Annotated in this window: 18 protein-coding genes; 13 read left to right on the forward strand and 5 right to left on the reverse strand. The window is 30.1% G+C overall.

All coding sequences use genetic code 11. From position 1 onward, the window contains the following. Positions 1–84 precede the first annotated feature (84 nt). Positions 85–597 carry a hypothetical protein gene (locus K337_RS0113340; RefSeq protein WP_028857042.1) on the reverse strand — a complete coding sequence of 171 codons (513 nt, stop codon included), beginning with the start codon at positions 595–597 and terminating at the stop codon, positions 85–87. Positions 598–814: 217 nt separating this feature from the next. On the opposite strand from K337_RS0113340, the gene K337_RS0113345 reads away from it, so the two are divergent. The 10 genes from K337_RS0113345 (at position 815) to K337_RS19935 (ending at position 13,145) form a co-directional block, all read left to right on the forward strand. Then, on the forward strand, positions 815–1,450 hold the full coding sequence (locus K337_RS0113345; protein ID WP_028857043.1) for an HAD-IA family hydrolase: 636 nt from the start codon (positions 815–817) through the stop codon (positions 1,448–1,450). A gap of 113 nt (positions 1,451–1,563) precedes the next feature. After that, a complete protein-coding gene (locus K337_RS19315) occupies positions 1,564–3,369 on the forward strand; it encodes a glycosyltransferase (protein ID WP_051251785.1) in 1,806 nt (601 codons plus the stop codon). Continuing rightward, positions 3,366–3,908, forward strand: a complete 543-nt coding sequence (locus tag K337_RS0113355) for a DedA family protein (RefSeq protein ID WP_028857045.1) — start codon at positions 3,366–3,368, stop codon at positions 3,906–3,908. The genes K337_RS19315 and K337_RS0113355 overlap by 4 nt, the downstream gene beginning before the upstream one ends. Before the next feature lie 234 nt (positions 3,909–4,142). Continuing rightward, a complete protein-coding gene (locus tag K337_RS0113360) occupies positions 4,143–5,129 on the forward strand; it encodes a S66 family peptidase (RefSeq protein WP_037029931.1) in 987 nt (328 codons plus the stop codon). A 48-nt stretch (positions 5,130–5,177) separates the two neighbouring features. Then, positions 5,178–5,597 carry a bleomycin resistance protein gene (locus tag K337_RS0113365; RefSeq protein ID WP_037029933.1) on the forward strand — a complete coding sequence of 140 codons (420 nt, stop codon included), beginning with the start codon at positions 5,178–5,180 and terminating at the stop codon, positions 5,595–5,597. A 62-nt stretch (positions 5,598–5,659) separates the two neighbouring features. Continuing rightward, positions 5,660–6,211, forward strand: a complete 552-nt coding sequence (locus tag K337_RS18550) for a flavodoxin family protein (RefSeq protein ID WP_281168349.1) — start codon at positions 5,660–5,662, stop codon at positions 6,209–6,211. Positions 6,212–6,569: 358 nt separating this feature from the next. After that, the gene (locus K337_RS0113380; RefSeq protein ID WP_028857048.1) at positions 6,570–9,461 is read left to right on the forward strand and encodes a DEAD/DEAH box helicase; all 2,892 of its coding nucleotides are present in this window, start codon (positions 6,570–6,572) and stop codon (positions 9,459–9,461) included. Between the two features lie 253 nt (positions 9,462–9,714). Continuing rightward, positions 9,715–10,128 (forward strand): (deoxy)nucleoside triphosphate pyrophosphohydrolase, encoded by a 414-nt coding sequence (locus K337_RS0113385; RefSeq protein ID WP_028857049.1) that lies wholly within the window; start codon positions 9,715–9,717, stop codon positions 10,126–10,128. Beyond that, positions 10,112–12,934, forward strand: coding sequence for a DUF3427 domain-containing protein (locus K337_RS0113390; RefSeq protein WP_051251786.1), 2,823 nt, complete (start codon positions 10,112–10,114; stop codon positions 12,932–12,934). Before K337_RS0113385 ends, K337_RS0113390 begins: the two co-directional genes overlap by 17 nt. Before the next feature lie 49 nt (positions 12,935–12,983). Continuing rightward, a complete protein-coding gene (locus tag K337_RS19935; protein ID WP_156877381.1) occupies positions 12,984–13,145 on the forward strand; it encodes a hypothetical protein in 162 nt (53 codons plus the stop codon). Positions 13,146–13,379: 234 nt separating this feature from the next. Here the strand turns inward: K337_RS19935 and K337_RS0113400 are convergent, their stop codons facing one another. Further along, entirely contained in the window at positions 13,380–13,724 is a 345-nt protein-coding gene (locus K337_RS0113400) for a hypothetical protein (protein WP_028857051.1), read from the reverse strand. A gap of 39 nt (positions 13,725–13,763) precedes the next feature. After that, positions 13,764–14,399 carry a hypothetical protein gene (locus tag K337_RS18555; RefSeq protein ID WP_051251787.1) on the reverse strand — a complete coding sequence of 212 codons (636 nt, stop codon included), beginning with the start codon at positions 14,397–14,399 and terminating at the stop codon, positions 13,764–13,766. A gap of 258 nt (positions 14,400–14,657) precedes the next feature. Between K337_RS18555 and K337_RS19320 the strand changes: the two genes are divergently transcribed. Together K337_RS19320 and K337_RS0113415 are read left to right on the forward strand one after the other, a co-directional pair. Further along, complete coding sequence (locus K337_RS19320) at positions 14,658–15,593, forward strand: HD-GYP domain-containing protein (protein WP_051251788.1); 936 nt, start codon at positions 14,658–14,660, stop codon at positions 15,591–15,593. A gap of 71 nt (positions 15,594–15,664) precedes the next feature. Further along, a complete protein-coding gene (locus K337_RS0113415; RefSeq protein ID WP_028857052.1) occupies positions 15,665–17,032 on the forward strand; it encodes a phenylacetate--CoA ligase family protein in 1,368 nt (455 codons plus the stop codon). A gap of 46 nt (positions 17,033–17,078) precedes the next feature. On the opposite strand, the gene K337_RS0113420 is transcribed toward K337_RS0113415, so the two are convergent. Then, positions 17,079–18,701: an AbgT family transporter gene (locus tag K337_RS0113420; protein ID WP_028857053.1), complete on the reverse strand. Its 1,623-nt coding sequence runs from the start codon at positions 18,699–18,701 to the stop codon at positions 17,079–17,081. 351 nt (positions 18,702–19,052) lie between these two features. Further along, positions 19,053–19,838 (reverse strand): formate/nitrite transporter family protein, encoded by a 786-nt coding sequence (locus K337_RS0113425; RefSeq protein ID WP_084140898.1) that lies wholly within the window; start codon positions 19,836–19,838, stop codon positions 19,053–19,055. Between the two features lie 186 nt (positions 19,839–20,024). Here K337_RS0113425 and ftcD point away from each other — a divergent pair, with 186 nt between their 5' ends. Further along, on the forward strand, positions 20,025–20,915 hold the full coding sequence (gene ftcD / locus K337_RS0113430) for a glutamate formimidoyltransferase (RefSeq protein ID WP_028857055.1): 891 nt from the start codon (positions 20,025–20,027) through the stop codon (positions 20,913–20,915). The last annotated feature ends 59 nt before the right edge of the window (positions 20,916–20,974 follow it).

Genomic DNA, 20,974 nt, shown 5'->3' on the forward strand with positions numbered 1-20,974 from the left:
CTGTCAAATAAAAGAAATCCTAATATAAAAAAAAAGGAGTAATAATTAAAGAATTATTACCCCTTTTTTTATAAAAGTTTTACATTAATTTTCATATCTTTTATTTAAAATATTTACATCTTTATATTCTACAAGTACTCTCAAAGGTTTTTTTAGGTCAGTTTGAATATCCTTATTTACTTCTTCTAATATAGGTTCTATTGCTTTTTCAATTTCTGCATCAGTAGGTGCTTTACCAAAGAAATTAGATTCTACCTCAACTACCATTAATAAAAATGTATCTAGATCTTTTAATTTGAAGTCAAGTTCATATTTTTTAGAGTCTATCTCTAAATTTGCATATTGTGCTTCAAGTATTCTTGAATAACTTTTAATTTTTTTATTATCTTCTTTGCTGTGGTTATCACCATCATTTGCTAGTGCTCCTGTAGACAATAATAATATTCCTAGACTAGCCAATCCTACTTTAAATTGTTTTTTCATTCTAATCATCTCCCATTGTTTTTTTATTTCATTCATCTCTTTTTTCATCTGAATCATCTCCTCTTTTTTTGAATATAATGTTTTAAATCTTTGTTCTTCTGAATCTATTAACATAATACTCTAGGAAACTTATCTATTTCTTGGACAATTCTTATAACTTTCTTAGAAGTAAAAAAATATTAATTTTAAAATTTTCTGTAAAGGGATGTAATTATTATAAGAAATTTATAAGAATCACCTAATTATTCTATAATCTATGATGTTTATAATTACGATAAATATAAACTGTAAGAAGATAAAATTTTAAAATAGATATTAAAGGAGGAAAATTATGAAAAGAACTACGTTTATTTTTGATTTTGATGGAACAATAGCTGATTCATTACAGATGGGAGTAGATATATATAATGAAGAAATAGTACCTAAATTTAGATGTAAAAAAATAGAGGAAAAAAATATAGAAATTTTGAAAGGGACAAATTTTCATGAATTATTAAAGGATCACAATATTAGTTTTTTAAAACTTCCAATATTATTGTTTCAATTAAAGAGAAAAATGGCTAAAAGAATGGATGAAATCCAGCTTATAGACGATATAAAATTATCTTTAAATAAACTTCATAAAATGGGTTATAAGATGGGAGTATTGACTTCAAACAATAAAAAAAATGTTAAATTTTTTTTGAAACACTATCAAATAGATGACTTATTTGAATTTATCTATGCAGAAAAAAATCCTTTGGGTAAGGACAGGGCTATAAAAAAAATAATGAAATTAGAAAATTTAAATGACCTTATCTACGTGGGAGATGAATCACGAGATATAGATGCCTGTAAAAAGGCAGGGGTAGACATTGTTTCAGTAGGATGGGGATTTAACACTATATCTCATTTAAAGGAGTATAATCCAAATTATCTGATAAAAGCCCCGTCAGAATTAATTGAAATAGCTAAAAGCTTATCTTAAATAAGATGAATAAAGTTTAATTATAAGAAATTTATAAGAGATGTGTAATTTTTATATAATATTTTATCTCTATAATAATTTTATATAAAAATAACTATTAAAAGGAGAATTAAATGAAAAAAATATTATTTGCTATAAGTTCTTTAGGATTGGGTCATGCAACGAGAACGTTATCTATAATCAATGATTTAAAGGAGGATAATTTTATTACAATAGTTTCATACGGTAATGCTCTTAATTTTTTAGAAAGAGAATTTTCTGAGGGGAATAATATTGAATTTATCTCTATGGAGGATTATCCAAAATTTGGCAGGGGAAAAGGGGGAGCGGTTTATTCTAATTTGGTTATAGATTCTATTAAGACTAATTTTCTTATAAAGAAAGAAGAAAACTATATAAAAACAATAGAAAATGAATATGACTTTATATTTTCTGATGGACGATATGGGTTTAATTCAAAAAAAATCCCATCTTTTTTATTATCCCATCAAATTTCATTAATTTTACCAAAATATTTATCGTTCTTTCAGCCACTGATAGATTGGAGCAATTATCGTCATATTAAAAAATTTGATAAGTTATTTATTCCAGATTTTGCCCAAGAGAAAGACTCTCTAGCAGGTAAATTGTCTCATACAAAATCTTTAAAATATCTAAATCATGAATTTGTTGGAATATTATCCTCCTATAAAAAAGATGATTTAAAATGTGACATAGATTATCTTTTTATTATCAGTGGTTATTTAAATGATAGCAAAGATAGTTTTGTTTCAAAGCTTATAGAGGAATCAAAATTGTTAGATGGAAAGAAAGTGTTTATCTTGGGAGATATGACTTCTAGTGAAATTAAGAGGATAGATGAGTTTAATATTAAAATATATCCATCGGTTACAGGGAAATTAAAAAATGAACTTTTCAATAGATCAAGAGTTATTGTATCTAGAAGTGGCTATACCACTATTATGGATTTGGTGGAATTAGATAAAAATGCAATTTTATTTCCCACTCCTAATCAAGAAGAACAAGAGTATTTAGCACGTTCAAATAAACTTAACGAACATTTTGTTATAGAGGGGAATAAAGAAGAGATTAATTTAAAAAGCCTGACTGAGAAAATTTATAAGACAAAAAATATTATAAATAATAAAAAGACTTCTGATTCTTTAAGAAAAATAAGGAGGAATATAGACAAGTATATAAAGAAAAATTTCTTTTCCATTGTGATTCCAGCTCATAATGAGGAGGATTTTCTAGAGGATACAATGAGAAATTTATATAAACTTAACTATTCAAAAGAAAACTTCGAGATTATTTTAGTTGAAAATGGATCCTGTGATAGGACATATAAAATAGCATTAAAATGTAAAGAATATATTTCTAACTTAAAAGTTTATCAAAGTGAAACTGGAGTTTCTATAGCTAAAAATTTAGGAAAGGAGTTAGTAAGTAAAAGATCTGATTGGACTATTTTTTTAGATGCTGACAGCATTATTGATCCTCCTTTTTTAAAGGAATTGAATAATTATCTAAATAAAAATGAGGATAAAGGTTTTATGGTAGGGACTTGTTCGATTTTACCTTCTGATAATAACTCTTTCTATTCAAAACTATGGTTTAAAATTTATGATATATGTCATTTTGTTTCAAACACCTCATATTCGGTTCAAATTGCAAAAACCAATTTTTCTAAAAGTGTGGATTATGACGAGGAATTACATTATTCAGAAGATTTAAAATTTATAAAAGATATGAAAAAATACGGGGATTTCTTTTTCTTTAAGACTAAAGATGTTTATACTTCCACTAGAAGATTTCAAAAATATGGTTATCTAACCTTAACCTGCTTATGGATATTGCAGAGTATACTACCAAAAAAATTAAAAACAAATAAAAAATATAAGGTTGTGAGAAATTTATGAATATAGTAGAAATTGATAAATTTATAGAGATTTTACAGCAACACCAAAATATAGCTTATTTAATATTATTTATGGGTTCCATGGTAGAAACTATTATAGGTCTTTCATTTTTATTCTTTGGAGAGGTATTTTTTCTAGCTGGAGGAATTTTAGCTGGTACAGGGAGGTTAGATATAGGAAAAGTCATAGTAGTATTATATTTAGGCGGAATTATAGGAGATAATATCAGTTACTTTATCGGAAGAAAATATGGTCTAAAACTTTATGAATCTTTTTCTCAATATAGGTTTTTTAATAGAGTTATAAATAAAAAAAATTATGATAAAGGTGTCTCATATTTTACTAAAGTAGGACCTATCAGTGTATTTTTAGCAAGGTTTATGGGGCCTATTTCATGGATCACTCCATTTATTTCTGGTGTATATACAATGAATTATAGGAAGTTTTTCTTCTATAATTTTTTTGGAGTTATCCTTGGGATTGGACAATTTATAGTTGTAGGATATTTTGGAGGGGAATACATAGATTTATATCTGTAAAGGATATTACTAAATATTTAGAAATTTACTAAATTAAGAATTTTGAGAAGAAAAAGAGTAGATGCTATTTTTAGTCATCTACTCTTTTTTGATTGTTTTTAGGGTTTTAAAGTTTTCATTTTGCAAACATAAGAGGTAAGATCAGAAAAAATTAAAAGTAGTTGTAAAATTTAAACTATTTTTGTTATCATAATAGTTATAAAAGATAGAAGATCATTAACTAGGGGGATTACAATGGAATTTAAATTAAAAAAAGGTGATGGTATTGGGATTTTTTCACCCTCTACTCCTATAACAAAAATTGCACCTAAAAGATACAACAGAGGAAAAGAGTTCTTAGAGAAAAAAGGGTTTAAAGTAATAGAAGGAAAACTTACGGGGAAAAGTGATTTTTATAGATCAGGAACTATCGAAGAAAGAGCTGAGGAACTGAATGAATTAATAAGAGATCCAGAAGTACGATGTATTATGTCTACAATTGGAGGATCTAATTCAAATTCTTTATTACCTTATATAGACTATGAAGCTTTTATAAAAGATCCTAAAATTGTAATTGGTTATTCTGATGTGACAGCAATATTAATGGGAATATATGCTAAAACCGGAATAAAAACATTTTATGGACCAGCTATTGTTGCATCTTTTGGAGAATTAGAACCTTATAATGAATTGACTTATAAATATTTTGAGGATATTTTTGTAAAAGATATTAATGGTGACTATGAGTATAAAATCCCAGAATGTTGGACAGAAGAATATATAAATTGGGAAGAACAAATTAGACCTAAACTAAAAAATAAAAATAACTGGATCTCTTTAAAAGGTGGAGAAACTGAAGGAAGGTTAATAGTTGGGAATTTAAATACTATTACTGGGATATGGGGCAGCCAGTATATGCCTGAGATAAAAAAAGGTGATATATTATTGATAGAAGATTCATTGAAGGACATTGCTACTATTGAAAGAAGTTTTTCCTTTCTTAAAATAAATGGAGTCTTTGATAAAATCGGTGGTTTAATATTAGGTAAACATGAGCTATTTAATGATAAAGATACCAACAGAAAGCCTTATGAGGTACTTTTAGAAGTTTTAGGAGAGTATAATTTTCCTTTTCTTGCTGATGTGGACTGCTGTCATACCCATCCCATGTTTACAATGGCCATAGGATCCAATATAAGATTAGATGCGACTAATAAACAAATAATTCTTTTAAATCATTAATGCAGAGAAATAAATTAAAAGTTAAAAATAATAAATAAGGTGGAAATTATGAAACTTAATAGTTTAATTCCTGAATTAACAGTTTTAAACATAGATGTTAGTTTAAATTTTTATACAAAAATACTTGGATTTAGAATAGAATATTTTAGAGAAGAAGATAAGTTTGCTTTCATTTCTCTTAATGGAGCTCAAATGATGTTAGAAGAATACAATGATGAATTGTGGAGTACCGGGAGTTTAGAATACCCTTTTGGAAGAGGAATAAATTTTTCAATTGAAGTTCCTGATATCAATACGATATTAGAAAATCTAAAAAATAACAATATAAATCTGAAGTTAAATGTAGAAGAAAAATGGTATAGAAAAGGTACAAAATTATTAGGAGAAAAACATTTTTTAGTAATGGATACCGATGGCTATCTTTTACGATTCTTAGAAAGTTTAGGAGAAAAAGTAATTCCTAAATAAATAAAGATACTAAAATAAATTTAGATTAGGAGATATCTATGAAAGAAAAATGAATTGCAGTTATTGGAAGTCCTAGAAAAGGTGAGAATACAGATAGATTAACTGACCTTGCAATAGAAGCTTTAAACAATAAAAATATAGAAGTTAAAAAATATTACCTGAACAGTAAAAAAATTTTTGGATGTAATGCCTGTGAATACTGCATTGCAAATGGGAACTGTAATATTAAAGATGATATAACAGAGATAATCAATGAAATGAAAGTATCTGATGGGTATATTTTTGCTGCACCTTCATACAACTATAATGTAAGTTCCCAAATGAAAATATTGATGGACAGAACATTTTGTCTCAATGATTATTCCAATAACAGTTGGAAAACAAAACTAGATCCAGGGAAAAAAGCCATAATAATAGGTGTCTGTAAAGGAAAGAGTATAGCTTCTATGGGATACACCATGGAAGCTATGAGAAAACCTATAGATGAATTAGGTGTTAAAATAATTGATGAAATAAGGTATTTTGACACAAAGCATAATCCTGTTATTAGTAATCCTGAGATAAAGAAAGAATTAACTTTTAGAATTACAAATAACTCAGAATTAAAAAGATAGTTTTTAAGACTGAGGAAGAGTAAATATACATTAGCAGCAATACATAAGGGGGAAAATATAATGAATGAAAATATTGAAATTAAACTATTTGAAACAGCAAAAGAGTTTTTAATCAAAAGATTTCCAACAGAATGGGAAGGAGCGTATGATGATATAAAATTTTAAAATTTTTCACAAAAAAATCTGATATTATCAGATTTTTTTTTTTACATAATTTATATATTTTGTATCTTTTTTAGGATGTTACTTTTACACTGTATAATTTATCATTTTTTATCTCTATCTATGTTAAAATATTGTTAAAACAATAGAAAAATTATATCCCTTATAAGGGGGAAAAATATAGAGGAGGATATAGATGAAATCTATCCATGAAGAATTGAGAAAATCTGTGGAAACAGGGTTTATAGATAAAGATCATAGTTCAAATAACCTATATCTGCCCCAGTTGGTTACAAATAACAGGTTAAAAAATAAAAAAGTTTTATCGGTTATTTTAAATGAACTCAGGAATTGTGATGAGTTTTATTTTTCAGTTGCATTTCTGACTAAAAGTGGTGTGGCAGTACTGATAAATACTTTGGAGGAGCTGAGAAATAAGGGGATAAAGGGAAAGGTTTTGGTATCCCAATATCAGGATTTCACCCAGCCGGAAGCATTAAAAAATCTCCTCCAATTTGAAAATATAGAACTTCGTATAGCAACTAAAGGAAATTTTCATGCTAAGGGATATTTTTTCAGGCATGGAAAACAATATAGCCTCATGGTAGGAAGTAGTAACCTTACTGCTAGTGCCCTTTGTACCAATAAGGAATGGAACCTTATGGTTACTGCATCAGATAATTCTAGTTTAGTCTCGGAAGTTTTGGAAGAAGCAGATTTAGAGTTTGACAGGGGATATCCTGTAACTCCTGAATATATAAAAATATACGAGAGGATCTATAACCAACAGAGAGAAATGAGATATAAAAGCAGGGAGGAGATAGAACAAATATTAAATTACATTGAGCCCAATAAGATGCAGAGAAAGGCTCTTGAAAATATAGAAACTCTAAGAAGAATAGGAGAGGACAGGGGACTGTTGATATCAGCCACAGGAACCGGGAAAACCTATCTGTCGGCATTTGATGTAAAACAGTTTAATCCAAAGAAATTTCTATTTATAGTTCATAGAAGAAACATAGCTAAGAAAGCCATGGAAAGTTATAAAACTATCTTTGATAGAAATAAAAGTATGGGACTATTCTCAGGAGATGAAAAAGACACAGAGTCAGATTTTATCTTCTCCACAGTGCAGACCATCTCCAAGGAATCTAATTTAGAATTATTTTCCAAGGATCATTTTGATTATATTGTAATAGATGAAACCCACAGGGCTAGTGCTCCTACATACCAGAAAATCCTGAATCATTTTACTCCAAAATTTTTATTGGGAATGACAGCAACTCCCGAAAGAACAGATGGTTTTGATATATTTGATCAGTTTAACCATAATATTGCCTATGAGATCAGATTAGATGGAGCTCTTGAGGAGGAGATGCTGGTACCATTTCATTATTACGGAGTTACTGACATAAAGATAGAGGATAGTTCTATACCTGAAGACGAAAACTTTTCTAAATTGATCTCAGAAGAGAGGGTAGATAGGATAATTGAAAAATCAAAATTCTACGGTGCAGATGAAAAAACTATTCGGGGATTGATATTTTGCAGCAGAAAGAGGGAAAGTCAGGAGCTTTCCAGGTTATTCAACGAAAAGGGTTATAGGACAACAGCTCTTACCGGGGAAAGTTCTGAACGTGAGAGGGAGGAAGCAGTCAAAAGATTGGAGTCAGATGGAATAGACAGACTGGACTATATTTTTACAGTGGATATATTCAATGAAGGGATAGATATCCCCAAGATTAATCAGATAATCATGGTCCGGCCGACCCAGTCAGCTATAATTTTTATCCAACAGTTAGGAAGGGGCCTCAGGAAAAGCAGGGGAAAAGAATACCTTACAGTCATTGATTTTATAGGGAACTACAGTAATAACTATCTGATCCCTATAGCCCTTTACGGAGATAACAGTTTTGATAAGAGCAGGATAAAAAAGATGCTGGTTAATGAAAGCACTCTGATTCCTGGAAGTTCAACTGTTAATTTCGATAAGATATCCAAGGAAAGGATATTTAAAGCTCTGGATCTGGCTAACTTAAAGACTAAAAAAGATCTTATAAGAAATTATGAACTTTTAAAATATAAACTGGGCAGGATACCTATGATGATCGATTTCATAGGAATGAATTCTAGAGATCCAAAGACATATGTAGATTATTCAAAATCCTACTATAATTTTGTACTTACTCAGGAAAGAGATCTGATCTCTCATATGGGTGAAAGGGAGAAAAAATTATTGGAGTTTTTCTCCACAGACATTGCCAACCTTAAAAGAATCGAAGAGGTTATCCTAATATCTCACCTAATAGAGAAAGAAGAATGTAGTTTAAAAAAATTAAGGGATGATATTTTAAATAAATACGGATATGAAATATCTGAGGAAACTATAGACTCCCTGTATAAAAATCTTAATTTTGAATTTATCACAGAGAAACAGGATAAAAAGTTAGTTACAGTAAGGGAAAAATATGGATTTAATATCGTGAAATTAGAAGATAATAATTTTACTTTAGAAGATGATTTTCTGGAATCTCTAGAGGACAAAACTTTTAAGATTTTTTTATTGGATCTTCTAAATTATTCTAGGACAGCATATGATGCGATCTATAAAAAGCAAAATTTTTATGATGGGTTTAATCTTTATGAAAAGTATTCCAGAAAAGATGTTATAAGGATTTTGAACTGGGAAAAAAATGAAGTTGCCCAAGGGATAGCAGGATACAAGGTAAATGAAAAATTAGGGAACTGTCCGGTGTTTATCACCTATCATGGAGATGAACAGATCTATGATCACGGTTTTTTGAGTAGATCGGAATTTAAATGGATGTCCAAGGCCAGAAGGAAATTAACCAGTCCCGATATGACTGTTATCAGAAATCAGAAAATAAGGATGCCCCTATTTGTAAAAAAAAGTGACGATGAAGGGATAGAGTTTTTCTATATGGGGGATCTGACTCCCAAGGAAGACGGGATAAAAGAGATGAGAATAGTGGATAAAAAAGGAAAAGATGTTTCTGTGGTAGGAATAGAGTGCAGGTTAAACAGAAATGTGGAAGATGAGATGTACAGGTATCTGATGGAGGAGTAATTTGATATTGCAGAATAATATCCAGGAAGAAGCTGATAAATTGAGAAAGCAGTAAATTTTATAAAGTCCGCTAGAAAGATCTTTTGATCTTTCTAGCGGACTTTTTTTAGTTGATGAAGTTTTATTGCAGAGTGGAGTGTGGGAAATATTTTTTTAGAAAATTATATTCTTATAAAAGAATAGTATGAAAAATAATTTTATTGATTTTGTGTTATTATATTAATAATTAAGAGAATTTTTGGGGGGGATATAGGTGAAAAAAGAAGTTGAAGTTGTTGCAGCAATTATAATAGATAATGATAAATTTTTATGTACTCAAAGAAATAAGAGTAAATATGAATATATATCTTATAAATATGAGTTTCCAGGTGGGAAAGTTGAATCAGGAGAAACTTTAGAAGACGCTATAATTCGTGAAATTAAGGAAGAATTAGATAGTGAGGTAGAAGTAAAATCTAAATATTTAACAGTAAGACATGAATATCCCGATTTTATTGTGGTCATGCATAGTTTTTTATGTGAAATGTTATCTGAAAAAATTATTTTAAAAGAACATATAGATTCAAAATGGCTTTCTAATGCAGAACTTTCAAGTTTAGATTGGGCAGAAGCAGATCTACCTATAATAAAAAAACTAAATGGTGATATAGATGATGGATGTCTATAGTCAACAAGAAACAGAAACAGAATATAGATTGATAACAAATACATTTAATCATAATTTTTATTACGAATTAAAAAATTCATTATTAACGTGTAAAAGTTTTGATCTTAGTATAGCTTTCATAACATATAGTGGGCTACAATTAATTTTAGATGTTCTAAAAGAATTAGAGGAAAAAGGGATAAAAGGTAGAATTCTAACATCTAATTATCTAAATTTTACTGATCCTAAAGCCTTAAGAAGACTAAAGGAATTTTCAAATATTGAAACTAAAATATATTTAACAGATAAAAAAGGATTTCATACAAAGGGGTATATTTTTGAGTATAGAGACTACTATAGGTTAATAGTTGGATCTTCAAATTTGACACAAAATGCTTTAAAACATAATATTGAATGGAATTTAACAGTAAATTCAAAAAAAGTAGAATTTAATGAAAATTTATTTGAAGAATATAATAATACTTGGAATGAAAGTTATTCATTAGATGAAGAGTTATTATTAACTTATGAAAAAGCTAAAATAAAGCATGATGAAGCACATAGAAGAGTAAGATCTTTAAACTTATTTAAAGATATAGAAAAAATAAAACCTAATTATATGCAGAAAAAAGCTTTAGATTCTCTAAAAAGTTTTAGAAAAAATGGAGAAAATAAAGCATTGGTAATAGCTTCGACTGGAAGTGGAAAAACATATATGTCTGCTTTTGATGTAGAAGAATTTAATGGGAAATCTTTTTTATTTTTAGTTCATAGAGAGGAAATACTATATAGCGCTAAAGAAACTTTTATAAATATGAAATTGCTAAAAGAAGAAGATGCTTCTATTTTTACAGGAAATAAAAAAGAATATACTGACTACATGTTTTCTACAGTCCAAACTATGTCTAAGTATTATGAGTATTTTGAAAAGGATGATTTTGATTATATTATAATAGATGAAGCTCATCATGTAACTTCAAAAAGTTATCAGAATATAATTCAGCACTTCAAACCTCAATTTTTATTAGGAATGACTGCAACTCCTGAAAGAGGAGATGGAGGAGATATTTTTGATGTATTCGATGATAATGTAGCATTAGATCTGAGGTTAAGGGATGCCCTAGCTCATGACCTGGTGGCTCCATTTCACTATTTTGGTATAGATGATATTACTGTAGATTATAGCAGTGTTAGTTTAGATAAAATATCAGAAATGAGTAAATTACTTAAGATCAATAAAAGAGTAAAATTTATTATAGATAAATTAAATTTTTATGGTTGGGATGGGAAAAAACTGAAAGGCTTAGGTTTTTGTATTGATATAAATCATGCAGTATATATGGCTGAAGAATTCACTAAGAGAGGAATACCCTCTATAGCTCTTACAGGAAAAGACAACTCAGATAAAAGACGTGAATGTATTAAAAAATTACAAGATGAGAGAGACCCTTTAGAAATGATATTTACAGTGGATATATTCAATGAAGGAATTGATATTCCAAATGTAAATATAGTTTTAATGTTAAGGCCAACAAATTCACCAATAGTCTTTGTACAACAATTAGGAAGAGGATTACGAAAAACAAAAGAAAAAGAATATTTAACTGTTTTAGATTTTATAGGGAATCATAACAGAGCGTTTTTAATTTCATTAGCTTTAAGTGGGAGTAACTATTATGACAAAGACAGTTTAAAAGTTAGCCTTGTAAGAGATTTTATAGAAATACCGGGATGTACTCATATTCAAATGGATAAAATCTCTAAAGAAAGAATTTTAAAACAATTAGAAAATGAAAACTTTAATGCATTAAAATATTTAAAGGAAGAATATAAAGAATTTAAATTGTTAAATAAATGTAAAGTGCCATTACTTTTAGATTATCTTAGATATGATGGAGCACCAAATCCAATTAAATTTTTTCAATCTTCAATTAAAAATTATTTGGAATTTGTATTAAAAGTAGATGAAAGTTTTGAATTAGAGATTGATCCTATGTTTTCAATTTATTATACTCAATTGACAAAAATGTTACCGATAAAAAGACCTTTTGAATTTATAATTATTGAAAACTTATTAAGAAATAAAAGAATGAGTGTAGGTGATATCTTTAAAAATTTGGGGAAGTTCTTAGATGGTTGGAATGAAAATACAGTCTTACATGCAATAGAAACTTTAGATTTAAAATATGCTGATAAGAGTGAGAAAAAATCAAATTATAAATTTTTTAAGTATGATAAAGTAAATCAAGTTCTAGAGATAGAGAGAGATTTTTTTAATAATTATATTCAATATGAAGAATATTATTTGGACTTATTACATTATGGGTTACTTTTGTATCAAGAGAACTACGGCAGAAAAAATCATGGAGTTCCATTTTTTAAATTATATAGTCAATATAGCATGAGGGATACAGCATTATTATCTAATTATAAAAAAACACATTCTTCTTTTAGAGGATCAGGGTTGATTACCAATGGAAAAGAATATTTTTTATTTATAGACCTTCATAAAGAGAATGATGTTAAAGAAAGTATAAATTATGATGATAAATTTCTAAATTCTAAATATTTTCAATGGCAAACACCTAATTCTACTCGTCGTGATAGTGAGCGTGGAAAAAATATTATATATAATAAATCACGTGGTATAAACCTTCATCTCTTTGTCAGAAAATATAAAAAAATAGATAAAGTTATTCAAAATTATATTTATTTAGGAAAAGGAAATAGTAGTGAGTTTAAAGGTGAAAAGCCTATAACTGTAAAAATAAAATTAGAGAATGAAGTTCCAAATGATTTATTTATGGAATTTATTTACAAAGTATAGGTCAAAAATCAAGAAAATACACCTAAAATCCCCGTAAATAGGGGTTAATATGAAATTTTTATGGGGTACCACAATAAAAAAACTCTCTTATTTCCCTCCTAAGGTGCCTTCAAAACCTTTCCCTTATAATTGTATAGAAAATATGACGAAAGCTCTCTATCAAAGGCTTCAAACTCTTGATATCATTGGGGTTGAGAGGAGGAGAGGATAGAAAAGAACTGTTTAGACCAATGGAAGTTAAAATCACCTTCGATTGTATCAAAATCATCCTTTTTGTTTTTATACGACACTAAAAAAGGACTATATATATGATTATATAGTCCTTTTTTTGTCTGAAAACAACGTTTTTTATAACTAATATGTGTTTCAAATGGCAGGTGTACAGGAGGATAGATCCGGGAAATACAGGACCTATGGGCAGAAGTATATAATTTTATTCTTCACATTATCTTTTTAGCAAAATTTTCGTATTCAGTTTTTCTTTCCGGATAGAATAAGCTAATTTTGTAATTAAATTATCGTCAACTGAGCCAAAGACATCTCTTTCAATAAGAGTTACAACCTGTGGATGATCATTTAAAATTTTTACAAACTGGTTGTAAGTTTTTTTCTGGATTATCCAATCCATATATGAAGTATTCTTCTTAACCTCTAATTTATCGGTAGTTTTCAAATTAAGATATCTTATAGTTACAAAATTTTGTATATCTTTTGAACAGGCAACAGTTAATACAACAAGAAGTGTCAGAACGGATAAAAAAGTCCCTATCCATTTAATTCTATTTTTCATCACTACCTCCTCCTAAAATTAATAATACCCTGCACATTTTTACATTTTAATAGGCTGGGTGAGTAATCTATATTTAGTGATCTCTTCTTCGGTCATTTGATGGATACTGTCCGCTGTTGCTGCATAAATTGTAAACCAGTAAAAATCATCTGATCCTAACATTATTTCTATATATTTACGGTTAGCTTCATGCTCGGGGGAACCTACTGGATATTCAGCTGCATCTTTTTCTCCATCAGACCATGAATGAACTCCTATCTTAGCTCCTTTTTCCATTGTCCGTTCTACACCTGCTAAAAAAAGATCAACCCCACCTGAATTAATGTCACTGTTGGATAAAATTTTTGTATTTAACCCTTTTTTCCGGACAAAATAAGCTAATTTTATCATTGTATCATCATCGATTGAACCAGGGACATCTCCTTCAATAAGAGTTTCAATCTGCGGGTTATCATTTAAAATCTTTACAAATTGATCGTAAGTTTTTTCATTTATGATCCCATCTATATACAAGTTTTTATCTTTAACTTCTAATTTAGTGGTAGTTTTTAAATTAAGATACGTCATAGCCATAAAATTTTGTATATCTTTTGAACAGACAACAGTTAATGCTGTAAGAAGGATCAGGCCGGATAAAATACCACCTATCCATTTTAATTTTTTATTTTTTCTCATTGCTTTCCCCCTAGGTTTATAATATTTAATTTATAGGTAATAAATCATAGATATTTTACTACAAAAGCTGGAGTATTTTACTTTGTGAACACAAACTCCCTGCTGGTATACACAATTTCTTTCTATTGAAACACGACTTTACCGTAGATCAGATAAAAAACCTCATTGCAGGATTTTATAAAAACAGCGGTAAAGATATATTGAAGTCAATTTTGAATATATTTTTTACTGTTTCAAATGAAAAAAGAGGTGTATTTGATGGAATATATAAATTCAACACTAATAACACTGGGTATGGTTTTTATTTTCTTAGGTCTAGTGGATTCTGTAAAAATTCTAAAAGATTTTGAAAATTTTTATAAGGCAGCAAAATACTCCTATAAAACGGGTCTTATTACTTTTTCAGCCATGCTTTTATTTCTATTTTTATATGTAACTCATTTTAGTTATATCATCTTAAAGGAAGTGATTAACAATGAATTTACACATGTGAGTTCGATGCTATTTTTTATGGATGGCTTTTTCATATATACAATAATATTTCTCCTGAAGAATCTGTCATCTTCCCTGAACTCCTTTTATATGCAGACAATTAGCAGTCTGATTAGGGCGGTTAAACTAAGGGATAAATATACAAGCAATCATTCTGAGCATGTGGCTAACCTGGTCAAGGCAATCTTTGAGGATCTCCCCGGAGAATTGAAAAAAAATCTATCCAAAAATGAACTGGTAGAAGCAGCTCTCCTCCATGACATAGGAAAAATTATAACACCTTTAACAATCTTAAATAAAAAAAGTGAGTTATCTGTCGAAGAGTATGAACAGATTAAAAAACATGTATCTGACGGGATCTATATTTTAGAGCCCTTTGAGGTTTTTCATAAAATAATTCCATGGATTAAGTACCACCATGAGAGAATTGACGGTCAGGGGTATTATAAGCTGGAAAAAAATAAAATACCTCTGGAATCTAAAATTATAGCAGTAGCAGACACCTATTCTGCCCTGACTACATCCCGGATATATCAGAGGAAGAGATCTCACAGAGAGGCTGTTGAAGTTTTAAAAGCGGTTTCAGGGACTCAGTTAGACAGTGGGATAGTTGAGATACTGATAAAAATAGAGAATGAGAAAATGGAAAAAATATTTGTGAAATCAGGGTTTAATGTTAACTCTAAAATTTTAGTGGAATAAAAAAACAAGGAAAATCATAAAAAAATTCTAATATAATAGTAAGAGATTTATAGATAGAGGAGGGGATATTTATGGAAATCATGCACTTACTTAAAGAGGTTTATAATATAAAAAAAAATAATAAACGTTCACGGGATGAAATCCTGGAGATCCAGAACAGTAAACTGAATGATCTGATTGAACATGTATTAAAAAATTCAAAATTTTATCGTGAATTCTATGGAAAACATGGGATAACTCTGGAAAACTATAAAACTATAGATTACAATAAATATCCTACAATTGATAAAGATATTATTGCAGATCATTTCGACGATCTTATCTGTACTGAAGATTTTAAGAGGGAAGATTTAGAAGAATTTATAAGTCATAGGGAAAATTGGGGTGGAAGATATAAGGGCAAATATTTGGCTATGACTTCTTCGGGTTCAACGGGTCACCCTACAATATTTGTTTATGATCAGAAGGCATGGGCTACAGTAAAGGCTTTTATCATAGGAAGGGTCGATAGATCCCATAAGATGAGTCTATTAAAAAAAGAAAGGATTGCTTTTATTATAGCAACAGGAGGAAATTTTGCCAGTTATAATCTGGCACAGGAAGCAAAAAATATAAACTATACAACTCTGACTTTAGATGTAAATGGTGATTTACAGGAGATAATAGATGCGTTAAATGAATTTCAGCCAACTATTTTATCTGGCTATTCTTCATCTATAGCAGCCTTGGGAGAGGAAAAACTGGATGGGAAATTAAGAATATTTCCAAAAAGAGTATTCTGTTCAGCAGATAAATTGACCCGGAATAGAAAAGAGGTAATTGAAAGAGCATTTGGGGTAATACCTTTAAATTTTTATGGGGCAACTGAATCTTTGGGAATGGGATCGGAAATTCAAGAGAGAGGACAAATATTTCTTTTTGATGATTATTATAAATTTGAGATAGTGGATGAAAAGATGGACGAAGTAGAAGTAGGAGAAGTAGGAGACCTCATAGTGACCAACCTTTATAATTATGTGATGCCCCTTCTAAGATATAGGATGGAAGACAGGTTAAAAAAATCTAAAGATCAGGATTTTAACTTTACCCTCATAGATGAAATTGCCGGAAGGGTAGTAGATGATCTTTATTTTGAAAGGACAGATGGGAGTCAGGAAAAACTAACTGCTCTTCAGCTGGTAGGAATGTACTTTAATAATGTAAAGAAAATTCAATTTGTTCAGGAAGATAAAAATACTTTAAAGATTAAATATGTTGAAAGGGAAGAGGTAGATCCTGAAAAAGAAATACTGCCTATGATAATTGAATTTTTAAAGTCTAAAAATCTTGATAAGGATATAAAAATAATAATAGAGAAAGCAGAAAATATTCCTGTAGACCCTCATACAGGAAAATACAGGCAGATAGTTTCCCATAAAAAAAAGCCATCCTTAAATTAAAATAAAAAGGCTGCTCAAGATCTTGAGCAGCCTTTTTGTGTATAACTTATATAAACATCGATACTCCCGGTCCTATTGGAAGACCTAAGAAACTCCAAGCTAGGAACATAATACTCCAAACTACTAAGAATATAATCGAATAAGGAAGCATCATAGCTATGATTGTTCCTATTCCCATTCCATCCTTTTTAGATGCATACTTTGCAGCAAATGCTACTACAATTGGAAAGTATGACATAAGAGGAGATATAATATTAGTTGTAGAATCTCCAATCCTGTAAGCCAGCTGTGTATACTCAGGTGACAGACCTAATTGAGCAAACATAGGGATGAATACAGGAGATAACATGAGCCATTTAGAAGAAGCTCCTCCAATAAATAAGTTTATAAAAGCAGTTAAGAAGATAAGTCCTACAGCTGCCCATACTCCACTTATTCCCATAGATTTCATAAGGTCAGCCAAGTTTACTGCAATGATAATTCCAATATTTGATTTTGTAAACACATATACGAATTGTGCTGAAACAAATATTATTACCAGGATAGCTCCGCAAGATGCCATAGCTTTATTCAGTGAAGCTATTACATCTCTATGACTTTTTATTGTTTTAGCTCCGATTCCAAATAATAATCCCGGTATGAAGAAGAACATCATAAGGATATAAACAATAGACTGACTGAAAAATGGTTTTAAGATCTCCATACTGCTGGGAGTTCTACCGTTTTCTGTGACAAAATTTTGAATCTCAGACGGAGTCCATCTAAGGAGTCCGTTTTCCGGGATGGTCATCATGATGACAGCTCCTAAAAATACCAGCATCCCGATTCCTGCAAATCTCATTCCCTTGATCTCATCTTTAGATATTTCCGAACCGGCATCTAGATCCAGTTTAGGACCTGTATATTTTCCCAGTCTGGGTTCAACAATTTTATCGGTAATGAATCCTCCGACGATTGTTATCATAAATGTAGAAGCTACCATAAAGAAAAAATTTGCTGTAGGAGTAACTGAATACCCCGGTAAAACTATCTGTGCTGCGGTAGTTGTGATCCCGCCTAATAATGGATCTGTAGTTCCAACCAATAAGTTTGCTGAAAATCCTCCGGAGACTCCTGCAAATGCTGCAGCAAGTCCTGCAAGGGGATGTCTGCCAAATGAAGCAAATATAATTGCTCCTAATGGGATTAATACAACATATCCTGCATCCGATGCAATGTTAGACATAACTCCTGCAAAAACTACAATTCCTGCAACCATAGATTTAGGAGTAGACAATACTACTTTTTTTATAACTGCATTGATCAATCCGGATCCCTCAGCCAAGCCTACACCTAACATGGCTACGATAATAGATCCCAGTGCTGCATGGCCGGTAAAGTTATCTACTCCACTGGTTAAGATCCCTCTAATTCCAGAAGCTGTCAATAAACTTTGGACAGTAGTTGTTTTATCTATAACAGCTCCAGTGGCTCTAGATATTTCCTGGTATGTTACTGAGATACCTGTTTTAGCTAATATTGCTGATAAAAAAATTGTTATTATAAAGAAACCAAAAAACATTGCTACAGGATGGGGTAATTTATTACCTGCTACCTCGATAAAATTTAAAAATTTATCAAATTTACCTATTTTCTTTTTGCCTAGTTGTACTTGAATTTCTGCGTTCATACTTCCCTCCTCTTTTTAGTACTATTGACAAACATTTTGTCTGATTATGTACAAAATGATGATATCACAATATAAGAAAAAGTGTCAAATTTTTCTAAGTTTTCTAATAGAAAATTAATGGAAGTTCGAAGAAATAATATTTTTTGTTTAAAAAATATGTTTATTTTAGGACTTTTATAGCTAGAAATACGTGTATTCTATGAATTTTAACTAATGAATTATAGAGGATTATTTAATTTGAGATGATAGGAGGAATAGAAACTAAAAAATATTGAATAAGAGAAGTGGGGAAAATAAAAAAGGTTTTAAAAAATTAAAAGCCGGCAGATTTGCCGGCTTTTAATTTAAAATTTATTTTTGTTTTTTTACTAATAAGAAATAATACATAGCGGGGAAAATTAATCCTCCAGAAAGAGCATTTCCAATGGTAACAGGAATAATGTTATTCATAAACATTTCTCCGAGAGTATAGTTAGCTCCTAACATCTTTCCTAAGCTTAAAACATACATATTAGCAACTACATGCTGAAATCCGCAGAGTACAAATAGCATAACTGGGAACCAGACACCTATAACTTTAGAAACCAGATCTTTAGCAGACATTGTCATCCAAACACCTAAGGCCACTAAAACATTACAGAAGAAAGCACTGGCTACAGCTTCAGAAAATCCTAAAACTGCCTTATGTTCTGCCATGTGGACAGCTACAGAATAGATAGCTTCAGATTTATATAGTCCAGCTGTGATAGCTAGTACAGCTGCTATTATAGAACCTGTGAAGTTACCCAGCCATACAAAGGTCCAGTTTCTGAATAAATCTTTTAAACTGATTTTTTTGTCAAATAGTGCAAGGGTCAGCAAGTTATTACTGGTAAATAATGATCCTCCTACAACTATACATAACATTATACCAACCGGAAAGACACTGGCTCCTAAGAAGCTGGCTAATCCTGTATCTACCCTGGTTCTCATTGTCTGGGTAACGGTCATATACCCCATATATCCCAAAGCGATAAAAAATCCGCCTAAGATACCAAATAAAAATATATTTATACTTTTACTATTTGCCTTTTTAATTCCCATCTTAACAACATTACCTGCTGTTTCATAATTATCGTACATGTTTTCTTTACACATAATATACCTTCCTTTTTAAAATACTAAATTTGAACATGAATTATATTATATCATAAAAAAAATGAAATCAAAAATATTTTTTTCACTTACCTTTTTAAAAAAATCCAGAAAAAATTGGAAAAAGGAGAAAAAAGTACTAATATAGTGGTGTACAAAATTTAAAATTTTTAGGAGGTCAAGGGTATGTTGAAACAAGTGATACAATGTGTGCCTAATTTTAGTGAGGGAAAAGATTTAGAAAAGATAGAAAAAATAATTGCTCCTTTGAAAAATAGAGAGGGGGTAAAACTCCTCAGTGTAGAACCAGATAAAGATTACAATAGAACAGTTGTAAACATAATCGGAGAACCGTTAAAAGTATTGGAAGCTGTATATGAGGCAATAGGAATTGCAACAAAATTAATAGATTTGAATGTTCATAGGGGAGAACACTCCAGGATGGGAGCTACAGATGTAGTACCTTTTATACCCATTAAAAATATAGAGATGGAGGAGTGTATAGAGCTGGCTATAACATTGGGGAAAAGGATAGCTGATGACTATAAAGTTCCGGTATTTTTATATGAGGAGGCAGCTACCTGCAAGGAAAGAATTAATCTTGCCACTGTGAGAAAAGGTCAGTTTGAAGGGATGGCAGAAAAAATGAAGGATCCTCAATGGAAACCTGATTTTGGAGAGTGTATGCCTCATAGAACTGCAGGAGTGGTAGGAGTAGGAGCCAGGTTACCTTTGGTAGCTTTTAATATAAACTTAGGAACAACAGACGTAAATGTAGCAAAAAATATTGCTAAGGCGATCAGACATTCTAGTGGTGGATTCAGATATATAAAAGCCGGACCGGCAGAATTGAAGGAAAAAGGGATAGTACAGGTGACTATGAATGTAGTAAACTACAAAAAAACTCCCCTTTACAGGGTTTTTGAAACTGTGAAGATGGAAGCTAAAAGATATGGGGTTCCAGTATTAGGAAGTGAGATCATAGGAAGTGTACCTATGGAAGCCCTTGCTATGAGTATGGAATATTATTTAGGTTTAGATGGCTTTTCAATGGAGAAGGTTTTAGAATCTAATTTATAGGGTAAAATAAAAGAGTTTAATTATAAATTCGGCCGAAGGTCGTATGGGGGGATATACTA

This window comes from Psychrilyobacter atlanticus DSM 19335, from assembly GCF_000426625.1.
GTDB lineage: Bacteria > Fusobacteriota > Fusobacteriia > Fusobacteriales > Fusobacteriaceae > Psychrilyobacter > Psychrilyobacter atlanticus.